At 36.0% G+C, this 20,827-nt stretch carries 21 protein-coding genes; 18 read left to right on the top strand and 3 right to left on the bottom strand.

Going from position 1 to position 20,827, the window contains the following annotated elements:
• Genes ACY2RU_RS06785 through ACY2RU_RS06775 form a run of 3 tightly spaced genes read right to left on the bottom strand, consistent with a single transcriptional unit; the run spans position 1 to position 2,247 of the window.
• Positions 1-1,002: an NADP-dependent oxidoreductase gene (locus ACY2RU_RS06785; protein ID WP_490137678.1), complete on the bottom strand. Its 1,002-nt coding sequence runs from the start codon at positions 1,000-1,002 to the stop codon at positions 1-3.
• 6 nt (positions 1,003-1,008) lie between these two features.
• On the bottom strand, positions 1,009-1,641 hold the full coding sequence (locus ACY2RU_RS06780) for a nitroreductase family protein (protein WP_490137677.1): 633 nt from the start codon (positions 1,639-1,641) through the stop codon (positions 1,009-1,011).
• Between the two features lie 27 nt (positions 1,642-1,668).
• Positions 1,669-2,247, bottom strand: a complete 579-nt coding sequence (locus ACY2RU_RS06775; protein ID WP_490137676.1) for a TetR/AcrR family transcriptional regulator — start codon at positions 2,245-2,247, stop codon at positions 1,669-1,671.
• Between the two features lie 372 nt (positions 2,248-2,619).
• Here ACY2RU_RS06775 and ACY2RU_RS06770 point away from each other — a divergent pair, with 372 nt between their 5' ends.
• The 18 genes from ACY2RU_RS06770 to ACY2RU_RS06685 all read left to right on the top strand — a co-directional run bounded on the left by ACY2RU_RS06770 (position 2,620) and on the right by ACY2RU_RS06685 (position 20,812).
• Complete coding sequence (locus tag ACY2RU_RS06770) at positions 2,620-2,868, top strand: hypothetical protein (protein ID WP_490137675.1); 249 nt, start codon at positions 2,620-2,622, stop codon at positions 2,866-2,868.
• A complete protein-coding gene (locus ACY2RU_RS06765) occupies positions 2,849-3,028 on the top strand; it encodes a hypothetical protein (protein WP_490137674.1) in 180 nt (59 codons plus the stop codon). Before ACY2RU_RS06770 ends, ACY2RU_RS06765 begins: the two co-directional genes overlap by 20 nt.
• 349 nt (positions 3,029-3,377) lie before the next feature.
• Positions 3,378-5,759, top strand: coding sequence for a TonB-dependent receptor (locus tag ACY2RU_RS06760; RefSeq protein ID WP_490137673.1), 2,382 nt, complete (start codon positions 3,378-3,380; stop codon positions 5,757-5,759).
• Between the two features lie 11 nt (positions 5,760-5,770).
• The gene (locus tag ACY2RU_RS06755; protein WP_490137672.1) at positions 5,771-6,640 is read left to right on the top strand and encodes a DUF4249 domain-containing protein; all 870 of its coding nucleotides are present in this window, start codon (positions 5,771-5,773) and stop codon (positions 6,638-6,640) included.
• A gap of 13 nt (positions 6,641-6,653) precedes the next feature.
• Positions 6,654-7,688 carry a sensor histidine kinase gene (locus ACY2RU_RS06750; RefSeq protein WP_490137671.1) on the top strand — a complete coding sequence of 345 codons (1,035 nt, stop codon included), beginning with the start codon at positions 6,654-6,656 and terminating at the stop codon, positions 7,686-7,688.
• Positions 7,685-8,434, top strand: a complete 750-nt coding sequence (locus tag ACY2RU_RS06745; RefSeq protein WP_490137670.1) for a LytR/AlgR family response regulator transcription factor — start codon at positions 7,685-7,687, stop codon at positions 8,432-8,434. Before ACY2RU_RS06750 ends, ACY2RU_RS06745 begins: the two co-directional genes overlap by 4 nt.
• Positions 8,435-8,762: 328 nt before the next feature.
• Positions 8,763-8,927, top strand: coding sequence for a hypothetical protein (locus ACY2RU_RS06740; protein WP_490137669.1), 165 nt, complete (start codon positions 8,763-8,765; stop codon positions 8,925-8,927).
• Between the two features lie 159 nt (positions 8,928-9,086).
• Positions 9,087-9,707, top strand: a complete 621-nt coding sequence (locus tag ACY2RU_RS06735; protein WP_490137668.1) for a MarC family protein — start codon at positions 9,087-9,089, stop codon at positions 9,705-9,707.
• A gap of 61 nt (positions 9,708-9,768) precedes the next feature.
• A complete protein-coding gene (locus tag ACY2RU_RS06730) occupies positions 9,769-10,362 on the top strand; it encodes an NAD(P)H-dependent oxidoreductase (protein WP_490137667.1) in 594 nt (197 codons plus the stop codon).
• A gap of 3 nt (positions 10,363-10,365) precedes the next feature.
• Positions 10,366-12,255: a monovalent cation:proton antiporter-2 (CPA2) family protein gene (locus tag ACY2RU_RS06725; protein ID WP_490137666.1), complete on the top strand. Its 1,890-nt coding sequence runs from the start codon at positions 10,366-10,368 to the stop codon at positions 12,253-12,255.
• 211 nt (positions 12,256-12,466) lie between these two features.
• Positions 12,467-13,489, top strand: a complete 1,023-nt coding sequence (locus tag ACY2RU_RS06720; RefSeq protein WP_490137665.1) for a hypothetical protein — start codon at positions 12,467-12,469, stop codon at positions 13,487-13,489.
• A gap of 633 nt (positions 13,490-14,122) precedes the next feature.
• Positions 14,123-14,740: a GNAT family N-acetyltransferase gene (locus ACY2RU_RS06715; RefSeq protein WP_490137664.1), complete on the top strand. Its 618-nt coding sequence runs from the start codon at positions 14,123-14,125 to the stop codon at positions 14,738-14,740.
• Positions 14,737-15,921, top strand: a complete 1,185-nt coding sequence (locus ACY2RU_RS06710) for an argininosuccinate synthase domain-containing protein (RefSeq protein ID WP_490137663.1) — start codon at positions 14,737-14,739, stop codon at positions 15,919-15,921. Before ACY2RU_RS06715 ends, ACY2RU_RS06710 begins: the two co-directional genes overlap by 4 nt.
• Positions 15,918-16,895, top strand: a complete 978-nt coding sequence (gene argC / locus ACY2RU_RS06705) for an N-acetyl-gamma-glutamyl-phosphate reductase (protein WP_490137662.1) — start codon at positions 15,918-15,920, stop codon at positions 16,893-16,895. The genes ACY2RU_RS06710 and argC overlap by 4 nt, the downstream gene beginning before the upstream one ends.
• 11 nt (positions 16,896-16,906) lie before the next feature.
• Positions 16,907-18,034: an aspartate aminotransferase family protein gene (locus ACY2RU_RS06700; RefSeq protein ID WP_490137661.1), complete on the top strand. Its 1,128-nt coding sequence runs from the start codon at positions 16,907-16,909 to the stop codon at positions 18,032-18,034.
• The gene (locus ACY2RU_RS06695; RefSeq protein WP_490137660.1) at positions 18,031-18,972 is read left to right on the top strand and encodes a Rossmann-fold NAD(P)-binding domain-containing protein; all 942 of its coding nucleotides are present in this window, start codon (positions 18,031-18,033) and stop codon (positions 18,970-18,972) included. The genes ACY2RU_RS06700 and ACY2RU_RS06695 overlap by 4 nt, the downstream gene beginning before the upstream one ends.
• Positions 18,969-19,745 carry an acetylglutamate kinase gene (argB, locus tag ACY2RU_RS06690; protein ID WP_490137659.1) on the top strand — a complete coding sequence of 259 codons (777 nt, stop codon included), beginning with the start codon at positions 18,969-18,971 and terminating at the stop codon, positions 19,743-19,745. Before ACY2RU_RS06695 ends, argB begins: the two co-directional genes overlap by 4 nt.
• On the top strand, positions 19,742-20,812 hold the full coding sequence (locus tag ACY2RU_RS06685) for a M20 family metallo-hydrolase (RefSeq protein ID WP_490137658.1): 1,071 nt from the start codon (positions 19,742-19,744) through the stop codon (positions 20,810-20,812). The genes argB and ACY2RU_RS06685 overlap by 4 nt, the downstream gene beginning before the upstream one ends.
• Positions 20,813-20,827: the final 15 nt, after the last annotated feature.

The following is a 20,827-nucleotide window of genomic DNA, read 5'->3' as shown; positions in this document are numbered from 1 at the left end:
TTAAATGCTAACAATCATTTTTCCTTTGTTTTTACCTTCGAATAAATCGATAAAAGCACTTGGAATGTTATCAAAACCATCTACGATCGTTTCTGTATAGGTTAGTTTGTCTTCAGCTAACCAAGTTGACAAATGCTTCATTGCTTCTGGAAATTTGTCTGCATAGTTAGAAACAATAAAGCCTTGCATTAAAGCGCTGTTTTTTACAAGGAATGGTTGCACGCTGATACTTTTAGGAGTTTCTGTGTTGTTGTAAACTGAGATGGCGCCGCAGACAATAATTCTGGCAAGTCTATTAATATTGAATAAAACAGCATCAGAAATGGGACCGCCTACATTATCAAAATAGATGTCAACCCCATTAGGCGCTGCTTTTGCGATGTCTGCTCTAATATCTTTACTCGTATTGTAGTTAATGCCAGCGTCAAAACCGAATTTGTTTTTAAGCATTTCAATTTTTTCGTCTGTTCCTGCAATTCCCACGACTGTTAGTCCGAGAATTTTTCCAATTTGTCCAACCACACTTCCAACGGCACCAGCAGCGCCGGAAACAACTAAAGTTTCTCCTGCTTTAGGTTTTCCTATTTGGGTTAAACCCGAATAGGCCGTTAATCCGGTCATTCCTAAGATTCCCAAATAAGCGCTCAAAGGCGCTTTTGTAGCATCCACTTTTAAAAGTCCTTCGCCTGTAGAGATCTGTTTCGTTTTCCAACTTAACATGCCAGAAACAAAGTCGCCTACTTCAAATTTTTCATTTTTAGAATCGATCACTTTTGCTATGACGCCAGACTGAATGGGTTTGTTTAGTTCAAAAGGAGGGACGTATGATTTAGCGTCGCTCATTCTTCCTCGTAAATACGGATCTACAGAAACATAAGTAGCTTCTAATAGTATTTCACCCTCATTGATATTCAAATCTTTTTCTTCAGAAACAAATTCGAAATCTGAAAGTGAAGGTTTTCCTTCAGGTCTATTTTTTAATACAATGGTCTTTGTTTTCATAATTTCTTATTCTATTACAGTTACTAAATCTTCCATTGGTTTTCTAACCTTTACTAGATTTACCAACCAATCTTCATCTACTTGTCTATAACCTAATGGCAATAGCACGGCACTTCGTAGTCCTTTTTCTCGCAGCCCTAAAATTTCGTCAACTGCAACTGGGTCGAAACCTTCAATAGGAGTTGCATCTACGCCTTCAAAAGCAGCGGCGGCAATAGCTTGAGAAAATGCGATATAGGCTTGTTTTGCCGCGTGATTAAAGTTTTCTTCCGCATCTTTTTGAGGATAGGAGTTCAATAGCATCTGGCGATAATTTTCCCAGCCTTCGTTTTTAAATCCGCGGATCTCGTTGGTCAAATCGAACATATAATTAATTCGCTCTGCCGTATAAGTGTCCCAAGCGGCAAAAACCAGAAGGTGCGAGCAATCTGTGATTACCGATTGGTTCCAAGCCACTGGTTTAATTTTTTCTTTGACCTCCTGATTTTTAATTACTATGATCTCAAAAGGTTGTAATCCGCTTGACGTTGGTGCCAGTCGTGCTGCTTCTAAAATTCTTTCAACCTTGTCTTCAGCAATTTTTTCACCATTCATCGCTTTGGCAGCATATCTCCAGTTTAATTTATCTAGTAATTCCATAGTTCTTTTAGTTTATATAATTTGTTATTACGCTTTAATGCTGCTCCAGGCAGCTTGAAAAGCTTCTTCTATATGTGTTTTGTCGAGTTTAAAGGCTCCACGATTATCAGACATCATTAAAAAAGATAATGGATTGATCGCGTAGGCATATAATAGGTAATCTGATAAGGGTTTAATAATACCTTCTTTTTTACCGCGCGCCCATAGATCGAGTAGGGGTTGCAGGTGTTTAATTCCTACTTCTCGACTATGATCGTCAATCATAGGGGTATTATCACATTGAGCCAGAAACATGGCGTTATCACGGTCTTTCAGCTTAAAATCGGCTATGCGCTTCCATATTACTTCAAAACCTTCTTTAACCGCCATAGTTTCGTTATAAGTAGCAAAAGCATATGAAGTATAGGCGGTTTTTACCTCGATATACGTTTTGTTTACAAGATCTTGTTTGTTTTCAAAATAGAGATATATGGTTGCGGGCGAAACATTCGCCATTTTGGCGATTTTACTCATAGGAGTAGCGTGAAAACCATTGTTATTCACCAGCTCAATGGTCGCCTTGATAAGGGCGTTCCGTTTGTCGATACTTTTTTGAAGTTTGGCCATAAATCTTAATTCTCAAACAAAGATATCATAAAAATGAACGTTCATTCTTTTTTTAACAAAGGTTTATTATTTTGAGATGCAACTGAAGGAAATGAGTTTTGGGTTCTATATTAACAGACTTCATTCCAGAGGATGGTAATACGTTAACGGTAATTTGCTGTTATAGTTTTAGAGAAAATTACGATGTCCTTATAACAAGCAGATTTTCCTTATTTAATATATATGGAAGATTTAAGGAATGAATTTATTCAATGATTTCCCCTTTTTCATCAGCGACAATTTTTCCCCATTGCGCAATCGTTTCCAGCTACGATTCCATTTTCAGAGTCTATCGGTTTTGTACTGGATATTGATGATGAAAAAGATGTAGATATGGTTTATTTCATTACGGCGCACGAGGTCGCGCATCAATGGTTTGGGATGCAAGTAGAAGCTGCAAATGTTCAGGGAAGGCATTTCATTTTAGAAACACTATCTCAATATGCGGCGCTTATGGTAATTAAAGAAAAGTATTCCGAAGAAAAAGTACGGCAATTTTTAGAAATGCAATTAGAAAAGTATACTGATGGAAAACGTAAAGAAGCACATGTAGAACTTTCTTTTGGCACTTGTGGAGAATGAAGCGTATGTATATTATGTAAAAGGCACACTTGCTATGTATACCCTTCAGCAAACCATAGGAGAAGACAAGGCCAACCTGGCGATAAAGCGGTTTCTTGAAGCCTGGAATATAATAGATGGTACCGTAAAAGCCACCACCAAAAATTATACAACAAGTTAGGATTTGTTACAACACTTTAGAGAAGTTACGCTAGCGCATCAACAACATATCATTACTACGCTTTTTGAATCGGTAGCTGAACTAAAAACTAATAATTAAAAAGAATATTCTTAATATTTAAATACAGTAAAAATTGTTTTCTAATAAATATGCCACTATACAAAATAGTACATATTTATTTTGTGGGTATTCCTTTTCATTACAAAAGAAACTTAAAAATCTTTTTGCGTAACACGTATTATTACCAATTTCTATTGGTTTATCGGAAAAAATCAAGTCTTATCATATTCTCCACACAATGCACCCGCTAACACGATAGTTTTGACGCGTAATTAAAAAAGAATAGTTAATGAAATTATATGTAAGTATTGTATTCGGACTGCTGTTTATGACTATTTCCGTAGCACAAGAAACATTCACACTAAGTGGATATCTAAAAGATGCCATGTCTGGAGAAAGTTTATGGGGAGCAAATGTAATTTTGGGACCAACCACGGGAACGGTTACCAATGAGTATGGATTTTACTCTATAACTCTAAAAAAAGGAACGTATACTGTAGCTTTTTCTTCGTTAGGATATAAGAGCTTTACCAAAGAAATTGTATTGGACAAGAATATAAAATTAGATTTTGAAGTAGAAGAAGATATTGCCTCCATAGGCGAAGTAGTTATTACCACGACCAAAGCGAGTAGGGGATTAGAATCTACCGAAATGAGCGTATCTACCGTAAAAGCTGAGACAATGAAGAAGTTACCCACGGGAATGGGAGAAGTAGATATTTTGAAATCTATTCAGCTATTGCCTGGTGTTTCAAGTGTGAATGAAGGATCGTCAGGTTTTAATGTGCGAGGAGGCTCTACAGACCAAAATTTAGTTCTTTTAGATGAAGCAACAATTTATAATGCGTCGCATTTATTAGGTTTTTTTTCAGTATTTAATGCAGATGCGATTAAAGATGTAAAACTATATAAAGGAGGAATTCCATCCTTATACGGGGGGCGCTTGTCTTCCGTTTTGGATATTAGACAAAGAGAAGGAAATTTAAAAGAGTTTAAAGGCGAATTAGGAATTGGGCTTATATCAAGTAGAGCCTTATTACAAGGACCTATAAACAAAGGCGATAATGAAGAAGGAAATGGAAGTTACCTTATAGCAGGAAGACGTTCGTATATAGATGTTTTCGCACCACTTTCCGAAGACCTAGAAGATACAAAACTGTATTTCTATGATATGAATTTAAAAATGAATTACAACCTTAACGATACCAATCGCTTATATCTTTCAGGCTATTTGGGTCAAGATAGGTTTGCTATAGAAGACGTGTTTGGAAATACTTATGGAAATACATCTGCTACCTTACGATGGACAAGCCAATTAAGCGATAAACTGTTTTTTCAAACTTCAGCAATTTATAGCGATTACGATTACGAAGTAGAACTACTTACGTCTGGGTCTGAATTTAGCTGGAAATCTAGTATTCTTAACTACAATTTAAAACCTAGATTGAGTTGGTATGTAAGTCCAGGAAATACCTTAACCTCAGGAGTAGATTTTACATACTATAATTTTAATCCTGGAGAGATTGCACCAATTAATAATTCTTCTACTACAGCAGAAAAGTTTCAGGAAAAATTTGCTATTGAAACTGCACCGTATCTGGATTTCGAAACTAAAATATCCGATAAATTAAGTTTACATTATGGTCTTCGCTGGTCTAATTTTCAGCGTATTGGTAAAGAAAATATCGCAACCTATACAAATGGATCTCCCCTTACGTACAATTCAACGTTAGATTTGTTTGATGAAAATGAAACGATTGGAGAAACTAGTTATGAATCGGGAGATGTTATTGAAAGCTTCAATAATTTTGAGCCGCGCGCTTCACTTAGATATTTGTTGAATGAAACAACTTCACTAAAAGCAAGTTATAATAGAAACTATCAATACCTACATTTAATTTCAAATACCACTTCGGCAACTCCTTTGGATATCTGGGCGCCTAGTGGACCGTACCTGAAACCACAATCGTCAGATCAATATGCAGTAGGCTTGTTTAAAACATTAAAAAACAATGACTACGACTTCAGCGTAGAAGCGTATTACAAAGATTTAAGAAATATAACCGATTTTGTAGATGGTGCAGATTTGCTGTTTCAGGAAAATATTGAAACACAAGTTGTGCAAGGAAATGGACGTGCCTATGGGTTAGAGCTTCAGTTTAATAAAAATGTAGGAAAATTGACGGGTTGGTTAAGTTATACCTTAGCTCGTTCTGAAAGAAAAGTGATAGGAATTAATAATAACGAATATTATCCTTCCAATAACGATCAGACTCATGAGTTAAGTCTTACAGGAATCTATAAATTTAATAATCGCTGGGATTTTGGAGGAAACTTTGTGTATGGTTCAGGAAAACCAGTGACCTATCCTACAGGTAAATTTGAACAAAACGGTTTGATTGTTGCCGACTATGATGGTAGAAATGGTGATAGGTTGCCCGCTTTTCATCGCTTGGACCTTTCAGCCACATTAAATCCTAAAGAAGGAAAGAATGGCACCTGGATATTTAGTCTTGGAAATGTATATAATAGAAAAAATGCATCGACCATCTTTTTTAGAGAACGTACAGAAGAAATGAACAATATAGATGTACCAACAGGACAAACCGAAGCAAGTAAATTCTCTTTTCTAGGAATTGTACCATCTATTACCTATGAATTCAAATTTTAATACCAAACTATATGAAAACAATCACAAAACAATATAAGCTTATCGTATTCTTGTGTATTAGCATCCTTACAATTTCCTGTGAGACCGATGTTACTGATGATATTACCATAGCCGAATCGACCCCAAAATTGGTAATAAATGGTGGTTTAGAACGAAATATAACAAGTCCATTGGCAACACAACAAATAAGGCTAACTACTACGATTAATTTTTTATCTAATGAACCCAATCCGCCAGTTACAGATGCAACTGTATCTATAACTGATGGAGCAGAGACGTGGGTTTTTAGTCATCAGGGAGATGGGTATTATGCCAATTCAATGATGCCCGCGCTAGATAAAACATACACGATTACTATTGAATGGAACGGAGAAACGTATGAAGGAGCAGACCCGTTAAATGAAGCGCCTAAATTCACCAATTTTTATACTGAATTTGAAGAAGAAACTATTTTCTTTACAGGTGGTTATTTTATAAAATTCGACTCTCAGGATCCAGCAGACATTGAAAATTATTATTATTACAGAGTCGTAAAAGATGGGGAGTATTTTATCATTCCCGATGGAGGAAATTCATTCAATTTAATAACTTCCGATGAGTTTTTTGATGGGCAAATGCGCTCGGGAGTAACCCTTAACAGGGAAATAGCTTTTGAGCCAGGAGAATTAGCAACGGGGCAACAATTAGGTATTTCAGAAAAATATTTTGACTATCTTTTCGAACTTTTTACTCAAACAGGTAGTTCAGGAGGTTTTGGTGGGAATCCTCCCCCAGCAACCATTCGAAGTAATGTGATTAACCTAACCACCCCAAGTAATAGAGCAGTAGGCTATTTCTACTCGGTAGATGTAGAAGAAGGTTCGGTGGTCGTGGAAGAATAGAAAATGTATCCAAATGAATAGAAAACGATCCTTTTTTTACCTTTTAATAGCTACGCTAGTGCTAGTGGTAAACTTTTTAAAGGATGCTGCAGATGAAACACCGCTTGACCCAATAAAGTATTTTCCCTACATATGTATTATACTGGCTTTTACATGGAGTATTTATTATTTGCGTTTTTATTTGGTAAAATTGCCTTTTCTGAATAGTCCTCGCCTAAAAAAGAACAATTATTATAGGTGGGTATGGCTTTGTTTTATTCTTTTTAAGTCATTTGTTTTTTCATATGTTGCAGCGACTATTGCTGAGGTCGCGTCCCCAGGGGAAAGGGATGTTTCTATAACAGGCGTATTCTTTTGGGCTATTTTTACAGCTGTATTTTGCATAGTTCTTTTTGTATATATGTTGGAAGCCTTCTTTGAGTCTGAAGCCGAAAAGCAAGAATTTACCTTGCGGTTAAATGAAATTGAAAATGAAAGAACCATAGCGAAATATCATTCCTTAAAAAACCAGTTAAATCCTCATTTCCTATTCAATAGTTTTAATAGTTTATATAGCTTAATGACCATAGATGTTGAAAAAGCAGAACATTTTTTACAAGAGCTATCCAATGTGTACCGCTATAATTTAGATCATAGCGAAGAATTGGTTGTATCCTTAAATAGTGAAATTCACCTCATTAAATCCTATATGGAATTACAGAGAATTCGTTTTCGGGAGAGTATACAAATTACTTATAATATTACATCAAGCCAGTTAATTTATTTGTTACCTCCCATGACACTGGAGTTGCTGGTTGAAAATGCAATTAAGCATAACATCGCAGAGAAAACAAGCCCATTGGTAATTGAAGTTTATACCGAAAATGATGATGTGGTTGTTAAAAATAATTACCAACCCAGAAAAGAGTCTAAATTAAATACATCTTTAGGCATTGGGAATAATAATTTAAGGAAGCAATACGAGCTAATACACGATAGAATACCAACTTTTGAAATAATAGATAATACCTATGTGGTTAGAATACCGTTGATAAAGCCAAGTTTATGATTAATGCTATTATAATAGAAGATGAAGACATTGCAGCCATCAAACTGCAAAAGATGATTCTAGAGTTAGATGAAGGAATTCATATAAAAAAAATTCTGTCTTCGGTAAAGGAATCTGTCGCATACCTTTCAGAAAATAAACCCGATTTGATATTTCTGGACATCAATTTATCTGACGATAATTCGTTTGAAATATTTAACCTCGTAAACGATATTCAGTCTAAAATAATATTTACCACCGCATATTCAGAATATGCCATTAAAGCTTTTGAACAAAATAGCATCGATTATTTACTGAAACCCATACCAAAACAGTTATTACAGCGCAGTTTGGACAAATTCAGAAAATATTATAATCAAGAAACTCCAGACTACAATCAGATTTTCTATCACCCTGCTGATGTCTATAAAAAACGATTTCTTGTAAAAATGAATACAACTCTTCAGACAGTTGAAATAGAAGATGTTGCCTATTTTTATGCTGAAGACAAACTAACATTTATAAAGAATAGAAGCAACAAGAATATTCCTATAGATTACTCTCTTAAAAAACTGGAAGAACTACTTAATCCTTCCCATTTTTACCGCATAAATAGAAAATATATCGTTAATAGAAATTCAATTTCAAAAATGTACTACGCTTCAAAGTCTAAAATTATGTTGCATTTAGAACCAAATACAGCAGATGAGCAAATATCTGTAGCGATCGAAAAGTTAGGCAAGTTTAAAAAATGGCTGTCACAATAATTATCAAGAACGCTCTTTTTTCTTCATTCCGAATAATACTCTTGGTATTTTGAAAGGGTAAATAAATACTCTATAAATAAGTATAATTATAGGAATTGAGGTAAAAGCAAGATTATAATTTTTGAAGCAATACTCATATCCAATTGAATAATGCAATACCCTACTATAATTATGACGGTTTGATGCAGTATATAAAAAGGATAAATTGCTTCATTACATTGTTTAAGGAGCGTGCTTTTTTTATTAAACCAAACTTGACCATATCCTAGTAAACTGGTTATAAGCGTCCAGCTTACTACTGCACAAACCAAATACCAGAGTTACTATTTTGGTAGACTTGGCGTTGTTTGATGATTACATAAACGATTCGGGGAAGTATTTCGATAATGATAAAGGGGAAGAAAAAGGCTATTTTTCACCAGCGCATCCAGATGCTTACGATGTTGTTAAAATTGAAAAATTACTACGTCTAACCGAGCATTTGGTAAAGTGATAAAATAGCGGATCAACCATAAATGTTATTCGCTCCATTTTCTGATTGTCCTGAAAATTTTTAATGTTAGAACGTGAAATAAGTCGTCCTAAAAAAATCATAATTACTTGGAAATATAGGCGTAATTCAAGTTCTTTCGAGATTTAAATTTTGCCAACGATGGACAACCTAATAACCTTTTCAATTACAGTATTTACAGGCTTTTTCGCCATTACCAACCCTATCTCCAATATGACTGTTTTTGTGTCTATGACTCAGGGCGCAGACGAAAAAACCAAAGCTGATATTAATAAAAGAGCAAATATCATAGCATTTATCATTGTCACCATTTTTATTCTCTTAGGGAAGTATATTTTTGAGCTTTTTAATATTAGTATTCCAGCGTTTAAAATTACAGGTGGTGTTTTGATATTTTTTATTGGTTTTGAAATGTTACAGTCAAAACAATCCAATATGAAAAGTATAAAACATGTCAATATCGATGAAAATATTGCTGTTTCACCACTAGCCATTCCTATTCTGGCAGGACCTGGAACCATTGTTACTGCTATGAACTTCGTATCTAATGCAGCTCCGTTACAAATGTTCTTAGTAATCGCTATTTTTGGGTCAATGAGTTTAATCACCTATTTTACCTTTAGATTAAGTAATCTGATTGTCAAAATTGTAGGAAATAACGTTATCTCGGTCATTGGAAAAATTATGGGATTGATCATAGCCATCATTGGAACCGGTATGATTATAGAAGGAATTAAAATTTCCTTTAGTTTACTTTCCTAGACCTTTTGGTAAATTTAAACGAAGAATATTCGACAGAATTTAGTTTAATACACAGCGTATCATGAAAAAAATTTTAATTCTGTTTTCACATCCAAAATATGAGAAATCACGAGCCAATGCGGTTCTTGTAGATCAGATAAAGGATAAGGAAGGTATCACATTTCATGATTTATATGAACGCTATCCAGATTTCCATATTGATGTTAGCAAAGAAAAAGAATTGGTAAGTCAACACGATGTCATTATATGGCATCATCCCTTTTATTGGTATAGTTGTCCGCCCATCATGAAACAGTGGATCGACCTAGTTTTAGAGTTTGGTTGGGCCTATGGGCCGAATGGGAATGCGCTACGATCAAAAATCTGCTTTAACGTAATTACTACGGGCGGATCTAGAGATGTTTATTGTTCTGAAGGGTCGAACAGTTTTACAGTGAATCAATTTTTACGCCCTTTTGAACAAACAGCCAACTTGTGTGGAATGACCTATTTTCCACCTTTCGCCGTTATGGGGACACACAATTTGTTGGATGAGGACTTACTTAGCTACGCGAAACAATACGATCAATTATTAGATCTAGTCCAAAATGGAATGAACCGCAGTGATTTTAGCGGCTACTCATTTTTAAATGATATACCACAACTAAAAGCGTAACTAATGACGGGAAGTTTACTCTTTGAAGCAATAATTTTCCTTGCTGGAGCGATAATTTGTGTTTCTATCGCAAAGCGACTCGGCTTAAGTTCTGTACTAGGCTATCTATTGGCTGGTGTAATCATTGGTCCGTATGTCTTGGGTTTTATTGGAGAAGAAGGAGATGATATCCTTCATTTTGCTGAATTTGGCGTCGTAATGATGCTGTTTTTAATTGGTTTGGAAATTGACCCGAAGAACTTTTGGAACATGCGAAAGACCATTATTGGTATGGGAAGTGTTCAGGTAGGGGGAACCATGATACTAACATATCTGCTGTTCATAGCATTAGGATTTGATTGGAAGGTGGCTTTGGTCATCGCTATGGCTGTAGCACTGTCATCTACCGCGATCGCATTACAAACCATCAAAGAAAAAGGTTTGATGGATACCACTTTCGGGACGTCGTCATTTTCAATCTTATTATTTCAAGATATCATTGTTATTTTTATGCTCGGATTGATTCCGCTATTGTCAAATTCAGATGGAACAACTAGCATAGAAGATAGTGAAAAGCATACCAACTTATTAGACAACCTACCCTTTGGTTTACAAACGTCAGCCATTATTTTATCGGTCGTTTTGATTATCGTACTAGGGCGTTATTTCATTGTGCCCATGCTTCGGAAAGTAGCCAAAGTAGGAGTGAGAGAACTATTAATAGCAGCTGCGTTTTTAATTGTTTTTGGCATTTCATTTTTAATGGAATTTGTTGGTTTAAGCCCAGCATTGGGAGCGTTCCTAGGCGGAGTCGTGCTATCAAATAGCGAATTTAAGCATGAGTTAGAAAGCACACTGGAACCCTTCAAAAACTTACTTCTTGGCTTGTTTTTTATGGCTGTTGGCGCATCCATTAATTTTATAGTAATTGCCAAGAGCCCGTTCACCATTGGAGGCATTTTATTGGCAATTATCATCATAAAAGCCATCGTTTTGTTTCTGACCGGCCGAGTTTTTAAATTAAAATTAGATCAAAAGTTACTGCTCACCTTTGGCCTTGCACAAATTGGTGAATTCGCATTCATATTACTTGCATTTGCTTTTAATTTAAACATCCTGGAGCAGGATGAAATGGACATGATGCTAGTGATAACAGCACTTTCTATGTCGCTTACACCCATTCTTAGCCTGCTGAACGAGCGCCTGCTATTACCGAGGGTCGGTACAAAAGAATATGTAAAACGACCTATGGACCATATAGCGAAATCTCAAAAAATAATATTGATAGGTTTTGGCCATTTTGGAAGCACTGTAGGACGTTTTCTACGATCGCACGGAGTAGAGGCTACCATTTTAGATCAAGATTCGAACCGCGTTGATTTTCTTCGGAAAATGGGCTTTGAAGTGTATTATGGTGACGCTACTCGTATGGATTTATTAGAATCTGCTGGGATCGCCGAATCCAAAATAGTAATATGCGCGATTGACAATCCAAGTGTAACCAAAGAAATTGCGAAGCTAATAAAAGAAAAATATCCACATGTAGAACTTATGATTCGCGCGAAGAACAGATACGAGGCCTATGATCTATTAAATTTGGGAATTGAAAATATTTATCGCGAATCGCTGGATACTTCGTTAAGTCTTGCGAAAGATGTATTGAGTAAAATGGGTTTCAGAAAATATACGCTGAATAGGCAGGTTCAAAATTTTATTAAATACGACGAAGAAAGCTTAAGACGATTAGCAAAGGAGTCTAAACGTGATGACAACTATATTTTTAAGGCTCGAAAAGAAATTGAAGAGCAAGAAAAATTATTGGATCAAGATTTTAAACGCGGTATTGTTGATTTTGACAATCAATGGGATAGTGAAGCCATAAAACAAGCGTTAAATAAAATGGAAGATCAATAACGTCATAGTTGTACCTACCACATTGAGGTTCTACACTAGTGTCTCTACTAACGAAGCTAACTATTAGAAACTTCTTTCGTTTCCAACTAACTAATTTAGGTAAAAACCTGATATATAATAAGTTAAAACTCCTTCAGAAAGGAGTGAACCCTTACTAAGTTTAGACAACTCTCATACTACCTTTATTGCCTAATATATAATAAAAAATGTTATGAGAATCAATGTGAGTCCGGGTAGAATAAACAACAACAACATAGTAATCGACGGTGGGGGCGGTTTTCCACAGCCACCCACAACAAGTATGTCTGAACTTTTTAATGTTGAAACGTTCGAATTGTCTACAAATGAAGTGCGACCTTTCCAAGAAGTAACCATTTCATGGTCTATCGTGGCGATTGACAATACAATAAACATGGCCGATTATCGATTCCGACTTAAAATTATGGGAGATTCTACGCCTGTAGATGCCGATTTGGCCGCGAATGGTAGTGTAATACACAGACCCCTAAAAAAACTTTATTACGTAATTACGGCAGAGCCAAGAGGCAATGGAAGTGGTCAGACTATAAGTCAGAAACTGCTAATGAACGTAGATGATACCGATTGTGTGATCATTAGTTTGACGAAAGATGCTTTTAACAGCTTTGCGATCTCAGAGTTCGACCGATTTATGAGAGAAACAAAGGGTTTACAGAAGAGAAAAAAACCCGTAGGGCCAGACAATGTTGATCGTGGTTATTATGAAGTTAAAACGGTTTTTGAAGATATTCCAAATGTTATTAAAGTGTCATTTCCGTTTGAGATCAATACGCCGAATTTCTTTGATGCCGACTTGGATGTAAAGCTAAAAGTATTTCTTTCTATAGATCACAATGAGTCAGAATCTTTTTTAGATGTTCATGTGGATATCGATTCCGACTTTGACTATAGTGCGGGAGAACATATTTTGACGGCTGGTTGTACAGGAATTGTTTCAAAAGCGATGAATTCTGTCTTGCCTATGGTGATGGAATCTAAGAAAGCGGGGATCGAGCAAGCCATTGCCAATGGGATCGTATCATTTGTCAATATCTTCGGAATTCTCGATACCAAAAGAATGTTAAGCGTTAATATATTAAGTGATGAGATCGCATTTGTTTTATGTGAAGAAGCCGAAGCAGTAGCTCCAAATCCAATTGGTGGAAATCCAAATCCCAGGAATCCTGCACCTGTTAATCCTGTGGTCATCGAATAATAAGAAAATTGTGTCATTGATATATAAAAGTGCCGTGAATCAAGATCCACGGCACTTCGTTAATGAATAAAACCTTCTTCTTCAAGAAAGATTCTTTTAATTCAACTCTATTGTTTTATAATCTTACGGTTCTTAACACCACATCATTTTTGCCTGTTTTAGAGAAAAGAGAAGCTCTTAACGCCATGTTCTTTATGTTTATTGACGCTCTAAGTATTTTTTTTTAATGGAGCACATACACTATGAATTTGAAGTGAATATTTTCAGAAATTTTATAAAACTTAAAAAAAATCATGAATTGCAATAAAAAATATCATAATATTGTAATGTGAATATCTCAAAAAATATAATACGTAGTACTGCTTTAAGTACAATGGTTCGCTTTCGCTGTAGACGCTAAGTAAAGAACCCCTTCTGTTATACGTCATTTATATTTTTTATTTCTTGCACAAATCCAATTTCATATCAATAATCTCCCTTGTTATTCTCTCGAATAACATAACTGCTGTACGCTGTATACGCCCTCTTTTTCGCCGTCGCCTTTTGGGCGCTATATAAACTCTTGAACTTAGGTGAGTCCGGTTCTTCTTTCCACCAAATACACTTTTTATAAATCATTTAATATCAAAAACAATGAAAATTGTTATTGCTGATAAATCACATTGTATTTACGCAAAAATTATCTCTGAGACCATAACAGAATCTGCCAAAATTAGAGGTACCGGAATTGCCCAAAGAACGCCAGAGTATATTATTACTAAAATGGAAAACGGGAATGCTGTCATCGCTCTTGAAGGTAATGAGTTTGCAGGCTTCTGTTATATAGAATCTTGGAGTCATGGAAAATTCGTTGCAAATTCTGGCTTGATCGTAAATCCGAAATTTAGAAATCAAGGCCTCGCTAAAAAAATAAAAGCAAAGGTGTTTGAGCACTCCAGAACAAAGTTTCCTAATGCGAAGGTATTTTCAATCACAACAGGTTTGGCTGTAATGAAGCTCAATAGTGACCTGGGATATAAACCCGTTACATTTTCAGAACTCACAGATGATCAAACCTTTTGGAATGGCTGTCAAACCTGTCAAAACTATGATGTTTTGCAACGAACAAAACAGCAAATGTGCCTGTGTACCGGAATGTTATACGATCCATCGACGAACAATAATTACAAAAAAGTAAAAATCAAGGAAGCCGTTTTTCAAAGGTTAAAAAGTATCAAAGAAAGCATGTTTCTAAAAAAAGATAAAAAATGAAAAAATTAGTCATTGCATACAGCGGAGGTTTAGACACCTCATATTGTGCTGTTCGTTTATCTAAAGCGGGTTATAATGTCCATGCTGTTAGTGTCAATACCGGCGGATTTACAGCTGTTGAAATTAAAGAAATTGAAGCTAATGCCTATAAGATGGGTGTTTCAACTTATAAAAACCTGGACGCTATAAGTACTTTTTACAAAAAAGTAATTAAGTATTTGATCTTCGGAAATGTGCTAAAAAATAATACTTATCCACTATCTGTGAGTGGCGAAAGAATTATTCAGGCTATAGAAATTGCGAACTATGCCAAAAGTATAGGCGCGCAATATATCGCACACGGAAGCACGGGTGCAGGTAATGACCAGGTGCGATTTGATATGATCTTTCAAACAATTGCTCCAGAAATTGAGATCATTTCGCTCATTAGAGATGAGCAGCTATCGAGACAAGAAGAAATAAAATATTTGAGAGAGAATGGTATTGACATGTCATGGGACAAGGCAAAGTATTCGGTAAATAAAGGGTTGTGGGGAACCAGCGTTGGAGGAGAAGAAACGCTTACATCCAACAAAGCCTTACCAGAATTTGCCTATCCTTCTCAATTAGAAAAGCAAGGAGAAGAGAAGGTGGTGCTAACGTTTGCCAAAGGAGAATTTGTTGCGTTGAATGCCATCATTGATTCCCCAGAAAAAAATATTCAAAAACTAAATGAGCTGGCTTCGGCTTACGCCATTGGCAGAGATATTCATGTGGGCGATACTATTGTTGGTATCAAGGGAAGAGTTGGTTTTGAGGCAGCTGCGGCACTTCTTATAATCAAAGCTCATCATTTATTAGAGAAGCATACTTTAAGCAAGTGGCAACTGCAGCATAAGGAATATTTGTCTAGTTTCTACGGAATGCATTTACACGAAGGGCAGTATTTAGATCCCGCAATGAGAGATACTGAAGCTTTTTTAGATAGCAGTCAGGCTCATGTTTCGGGAGACGTGTATTTAACTTTAAGACCATATCATTTTAGTTTAGATGGAATTGATTCAAAACATGATCTAATGAATCCGAAATTTGGCAGCTATGGTGAAGAAAATTTAGGATGGACAGCAGATGATGCTAAAGGCTTTATTAAGATCCTCGGAAATCAAAACAAAATATATCAGCAAATAAATTCACAGGAATGATACAAGCAGGAATAATAGGAGGAGCGGGTTATACAGCCGGGGAATTGATCAGATTGTTGGTGCATCACCCAAATGTTGAGATCAATTTTGTTTACAGTACTTCAAACGCAGGAAATAAGTTTAGTGAGGTTCATCAGGATCTTGTAGGCACCACCGATCAGCAATTTACAGATACAGTTAATTCGAATGTTGATGTAGTGTTTTTATGTGTTGGCCACGGAAATGCGAAAAGATTTCTGGAACGCAATTCATTTTCAGATGCTACTAAAATTATCGATCTGGGAAATGATTTTAGACTAGAAAAAGATAGTAAGTACCAAAACAAAAAATTTGTATACGGCTTGCCAGAATTTCAAAAAGAGGCCATACAAAAGGCAAATCATATTGCAAATCCGGGCTGTTTTGCAACGGCTATTCAATTGGCTGTTTTACCCTTGGCAAAGTCAGATTTATTGACCAGAGACGTTCATGTTAACGCAGTAACAGGGGCAACTGGCGCCGGAGTAAGCCTCACGTCAACCACCCATTTTACATATAGAGATAATAACTTTTCCTATTATAAACCATTTGTACATCAGCATTTAGGGGAAATAAATGAATCAGTAAAGATTTTACAAAACGATTACGATAGTGAAATTGTATTCATACCAAATAGAGGAGATTTTTCGAGAGGAATTTTTGCTACAGCATATACCAATTACGAGGGGACTTTAGAGGAAGCGAAAGAAATATACGAAGCGTGCTATAACGATGCTGCATTTGTTCACATTTCCGAAGAAGAAATCCACCTAAAGCAAGTGGTTAACACCAACAAATGCTTGCTTCATCTGCATAAGTACAAAAATAGGCTTTTGGTTACGAGCATCATTGACAACTTGTTGAAAGGGGCCTCCGGACAAGCAGTTCAAAATATGAATTTGATGTTTGGTTTTGCGGAAGATGAAGGATTGAATTTAAAAGCCAACTTTTTTTAGACTGAAAAACTATGAATTTATTTAATGTATATCCACTATTCGATGTTACGCCTGTTCGTGCGAAAGATGTCTATGTATATGATAATGGCGGAACCGAATATTTAGATCTATATGGGGGTCATGCCGTTATTTCTATAGGGCACTCACATCCCGCGTATGTAAAAAACATGTATGATCAACTTAGCAAATTAGGTTTTTATAGCAATTCGGTTCAGAATCCGTTGCAAATTGCTTTAGCAAAGGAATTAGCACTACAGTCTAATTGTGTAGATTATCAATTGTTTTTATGTAACTCAGGTGCAGAAGCCAATGAAAATGCATTGAAATTAGCTTCTTTTTATACGAATAAGAAAAAGGTAATTGCATTTACCAATTCTTTTCATGGACGGACATCGGCGACCGTGGCAGCAACCGACAATACCAAAATTGTAGCTCCTGTCAACGCACAACACGAAGTTGATTTTTTTAATTTAGGCGATCTAGCTTCGGTAGAAACCGCATTGCAAAAAGGAGATGTTTGTGCGGTTATTATAGAATGTATTCAGGGAGTTGGTGGATTGGATGAAAATACCACAGATTTTTATAAGGGTTTAGAACTATTATGCGCTAAATACGATGCCGTGTTTATTGTTGATGAAGTACAATCTGGTTTTGGAAGAACAGGCGAATTTTTTGCTTTTCAGAAACATAAGATTACACCACATATTATTTCAATGGCAAAAGGAATGGGAAATGGATTTCCTGTGGGAGGAATTCTAATTCACCCTAAAATAAAAGCCTCTTACGGGGTACTCGGAACTACCTTCGGTGGAAATCATTTAGCATGTGTCGCGTGTTCAACCGTTTTAAAAGTGCTGAAAGAAGAAAAATTAATGCAAAATGCAACCGCGATGGCAGCATATTTTATTGAGAAAGCTGCGGAACTTCCGAAGATCGTAAAAGTAAAAGGAAGAGGATTAATGCTTGGGTTGGTATTTGATTTTCCCGTTTCAACATTGAGAAAAAACCTGCTCTACACCCACCACATATTTACGGGTAGCGCAAAGAATCCAAATATATTGCGAATTCTTCCGCCATTAACAGTAAAGAAGCAACATATCGATCAATTTTTTAAAGCTTTAAAGAAGGAAGTAGGATGAAAAAATATACACACATAAAAGATATAGAAAGCATTTCGGAAATGATTTCAGAAGCACTTCAATTAAAAGAAGAGCCCTTTCAATTTGAAAGCTTAGGTCGTCATAAAACCTTAATCATGTTATTTTTCAATTCGAGTTTAAGAACACGACTAAGCACCGAAAAGGCGGCAAAAAACTTAGGAATGCAGGTAATGGTATTGAATGTAAATGACGCATGGCAACTAGAGTTTGCAGACGGAAGCATCATGAATTTAAGTGCTTCAGAGCACGTAAAAGAAGCAGCCCAGGTTATATCGCAGTATGCAGATATAATTGCGATTAGAGCTTTTCCAGCACTAACAGATAAAACCAAAGATGAATCGGAATTTGTGCTCAATAGCTTTCTGAGATACGCCACCGTTCCCATTGTAAGTATGGAAAGTGCCACAGCGCATCCTTTACAAGCTTTAGCCGATGCCATGACCATTACAGACCTAAAGACCAAAAAAACACCTAAAGTGGTCTTGTCTTGGGCTCCACATCCCAAAGCACTTCCTCACGCAGTTGCAAATTCATTTGTACAAATGATGCAGGTATTAGATGTTGATTTTTTAATTACGCACCCAAAAGGGTATGAGTTGAATAAGGAGGTCACAAAAGATATTCCTATTAGTTACGATCAAAAAGAAGCCTTAAAAGATGCAGATTTTGTTTACGTAAAAAATTGGAGCAATTATAATGATTACGGAAAGGTTACCTCAGAAGACCCCCAGTGGATGATGACAAAAGAAAAACTGGGAGATGCAAAGTTTATGCATTGTTTGCCCGTAAGAAGAAATGTTGTGGTGGAAGATGCCGTATTGGATGGTGATCAATCGATTGTAATGGATCAGGCAAATAACAGAACATTCGCTGCGCAAATAGTACTAAAAAAAATTCTTGAAAACCTCGCCCTATGAAGACTCTAAAAGTAATAAAAATAGGAGGGGAGATAATCGATGACAAGAAAGCCTTAGCAGCTTTTTTAAGTGTATTTTCTGAAATTAAAGGACCTAAGATCTTAGTTCATGGCGGCGGAAAATTAGCGACTAAAATAGCCGAGAAGATGAATGTGAGCATTGAAATGGTCGATGGAAGAAGAAAAACAGATGCGGCCACTTTAAAGATCATTACGATGGTATATGCGGGTGAAATCAATAAAAATATTATAGCACAATTACAGTCGAATGCCTGTAATGCCATTGGATTTACTGGAGCTGATGGAAATACCATCACCTCGGTTAAAAGACCTGTTAATGAGATCAACTATGGATTTGCTGGAGACGTAGTTAGCGTAAATACAGCAATTTTGGAAACCTTGCTCCATACTAATGTGACTCCTGTGTTTTGTGCGATCACACATGATGGTAACGGACAATTACTCAACACAAATGCAGATACGATTGCTTCAGAATTGGCTATCGGTTTTGCTAAGGAATACTGTACAGAATTATACTATTGCTTCGAAAAGAAGGGGGTTTTGTTGAACGTGAATGATGATGAATCGGTTATTGAAAATATCAATAAGCAAAATTATCAGGAATTAATAAACCGAAACATTATTGCAGACGGCATGCTGCCAAAACTGAATAATTGCTTCCGTGCCATTCAACAAAATGTAGATAAAGTATGTATTGGAAAGCCTGAAATGCTCTATAACATGAATATAAAATACACAACCATCCAAAAATGAAAACAATCCAACAATTAACGCTTGACGCGATTACGTTGCTAAAAAACTTGATAGAAACGCCGTCGTTTTCTTCAGAAGAAGATAAAACCGCACTTTTGTTAGAAAAATGGTTTCTAGCGAGAAACATTCCATTTGATCGCCATATAAACAACGTTTGGGCTGTAAATAAACAGTTCGATAAAAACAAACCGAGCTTACTTTTAAACTCGCATCACGATACGGTTAAGCCTAATAACGGTTATACCAATGATCCTTTTAAGGCTATCGTTGAATCAGGAAAACTTTACGGATTAGGCAGCAATGATGCTGGTGGATGTCTGGTTTCGTTACTAGCTGTGTTTACCTATTTTTTTGAACATAAAAACTTAAAATACAATTTAGTATTTGTTGCTTCTGCGGAAGAAGAAACGAGTGGCACTAATGGGTTAGCAGCGATGTTGTCTATTATTCCTACAATTGATGTGGCCATTGTTGGGGAACCAACCTTAATGAATTTAGCTATTGCAGAAAAAGGTTTAGTGGTTTTTGATGCGGTAGTAACGGGAACGCCGAGTCATGCAGCACACCCAAATAACGATAATGCTATTTACAATTGCATCGATGTTTTAAAGTGGTTCGAAGTCTATCAATTTCAGAAGAAATCGGATGTGTTGGGCAGTGTTAAAATGACCATTACTCAAATCAATGCAGGAAAACAACACAATGCTGTTCCAAGTGACGTGAAACTGGTTGTGGATGTGCGAGTAAACGACAAGTATTCAAATCAGGAGATCGTTGAAATCTTACAAAAGGAAGCGCCTTGCGATCGCATCATACCTAGAGGAATTAAACTGAATTCATCGTCAATTCCTCTAGAACATGAATTGGTGCAAGCCGGAATCTCTTTAGGGAGAGAAACCTATGGTTCTCCAACAATTTCAGATCAAACTGTATTGGGCTGTCCGTCTTTAAAATTAGGACCAGGTGATAGCACTCGCTCCCATACAGCAGACGAATTCATTTATTTACAAGAGATCGAAGATGGAATTCAAATTTATATCGCATTGTTAAATGATGTGATCATTTAAATATTCCAGAAGAAA

Source organism: Ulvibacter sp. 2305UL32-6, assembly GCF_058148545.1.
Note: the sequence above shows the minus strand (reverse complement) of the source record. Positions and strands in the feature narration are given on the sequence as shown.

Coding starts and splice junctions, on each gene's coding strand:
- ACY2RU_RS06785 (WP_490137678.1), bottom strand. CDS start 1,002: ATGAAAACAAAGACCATTGTATTAAAAAATAGACCTGAAGGAAAACCT.
- ACY2RU_RS06780 (WP_490137677.1), bottom strand. CDS start 1,641: ATGGAATTACTAGATAAATTAAACTGGAGATATGCTGCCAAAGCGATG.
- ACY2RU_RS06775 (WP_490137676.1), bottom strand. CDS start 2,247: ATGGCCAAACTTCAAAAAAGTATCGACAAACGGAACGCCCTTATCAAG.
- ACY2RU_RS06770 (WP_490137675.1), top strand. CDS start 2,620: ATGGTTTATTTCATTACGGCGCACGAGGTCGCGCATCAATGGTTTGGG.
- ACY2RU_RS06760 (WP_490137673.1), top strand. CDS start 3,378: ATGAAATTATATGTAAGTATTGTATTCGGACTGCTGTTTATGACTATT.
- ACY2RU_RS06755 (WP_490137672.1), top strand. CDS start 5,771: ATGAAAACAATCACAAAACAATATAAGCTTATCGTATTCTTGTGTATT.
- ACY2RU_RS06750 (WP_490137671.1), top strand. CDS start 6,654: ATGAATAGAAAACGATCCTTTTTTTACCTTTTAATAGCTACGCTAGTG.
- ACY2RU_RS06745 (WP_490137670.1), top strand. CDS start 7,685: ATGATTAATGCTATTATAATAGAAGATGAAGACATTGCAGCCATCAAA.
- ACY2RU_RS06735 (WP_490137668.1), top strand. CDS start 9,087: ATGGACAACCTAATAACCTTTTCAATTACAGTATTTACAGGCTTTTTC.
- ACY2RU_RS06730 (WP_490137667.1), top strand. CDS start 9,769: ATGAAAAAAATTTTAATTCTGTTTTCACATCCAAAATATGAGAAATCA.
- ACY2RU_RS06725 (WP_490137666.1), top strand. CDS start 10,366: ATGACGGGAAGTTTACTCTTTGAAGCAATAATTTTCCTTGCTGGAGCG.
- ACY2RU_RS06720 (WP_490137665.1), top strand. CDS start 12,467: ATGAGAATCAATGTGAGTCCGGGTAGAATAAACAACAACAACATAGTA.
- ACY2RU_RS06715 (WP_490137664.1), top strand. CDS start 14,123: ATGAAAATTGTTATTGCTGATAAATCACATTGTATTTACGCAAAAATT.
- ACY2RU_RS06710 (WP_490137663.1), top strand. CDS start 14,737: ATGAAAAAATTAGTCATTGCATACAGCGGAGGTTTAGACACCTCATAT.
- argC (WP_490137662.1), top strand. CDS start 15,918: ATGATACAAGCAGGAATAATAGGAGGAGCGGGTTATACAGCCGGGGAA.
- ACY2RU_RS06700 (WP_490137661.1), top strand. CDS start 16,907: ATGAATTTATTTAATGTATATCCACTATTCGATGTTACGCCTGTTCGT.
- ACY2RU_RS06695 (WP_490137660.1), top strand. CDS start 18,031: ATGAAAAAATATACACACATAAAAGATATAGAAAGCATTTCGGAAATG.
- argB (WP_490137659.1), top strand. CDS start 18,969: ATGAAGACTCTAAAAGTAATAAAAATAGGAGGGGAGATAATCGATGAC.
- ACY2RU_RS06685 (WP_490137658.1), top strand. CDS start 19,742: ATGAAAACAATCCAACAATTAACGCTTGACGCGATTACGTTGCTAAAA.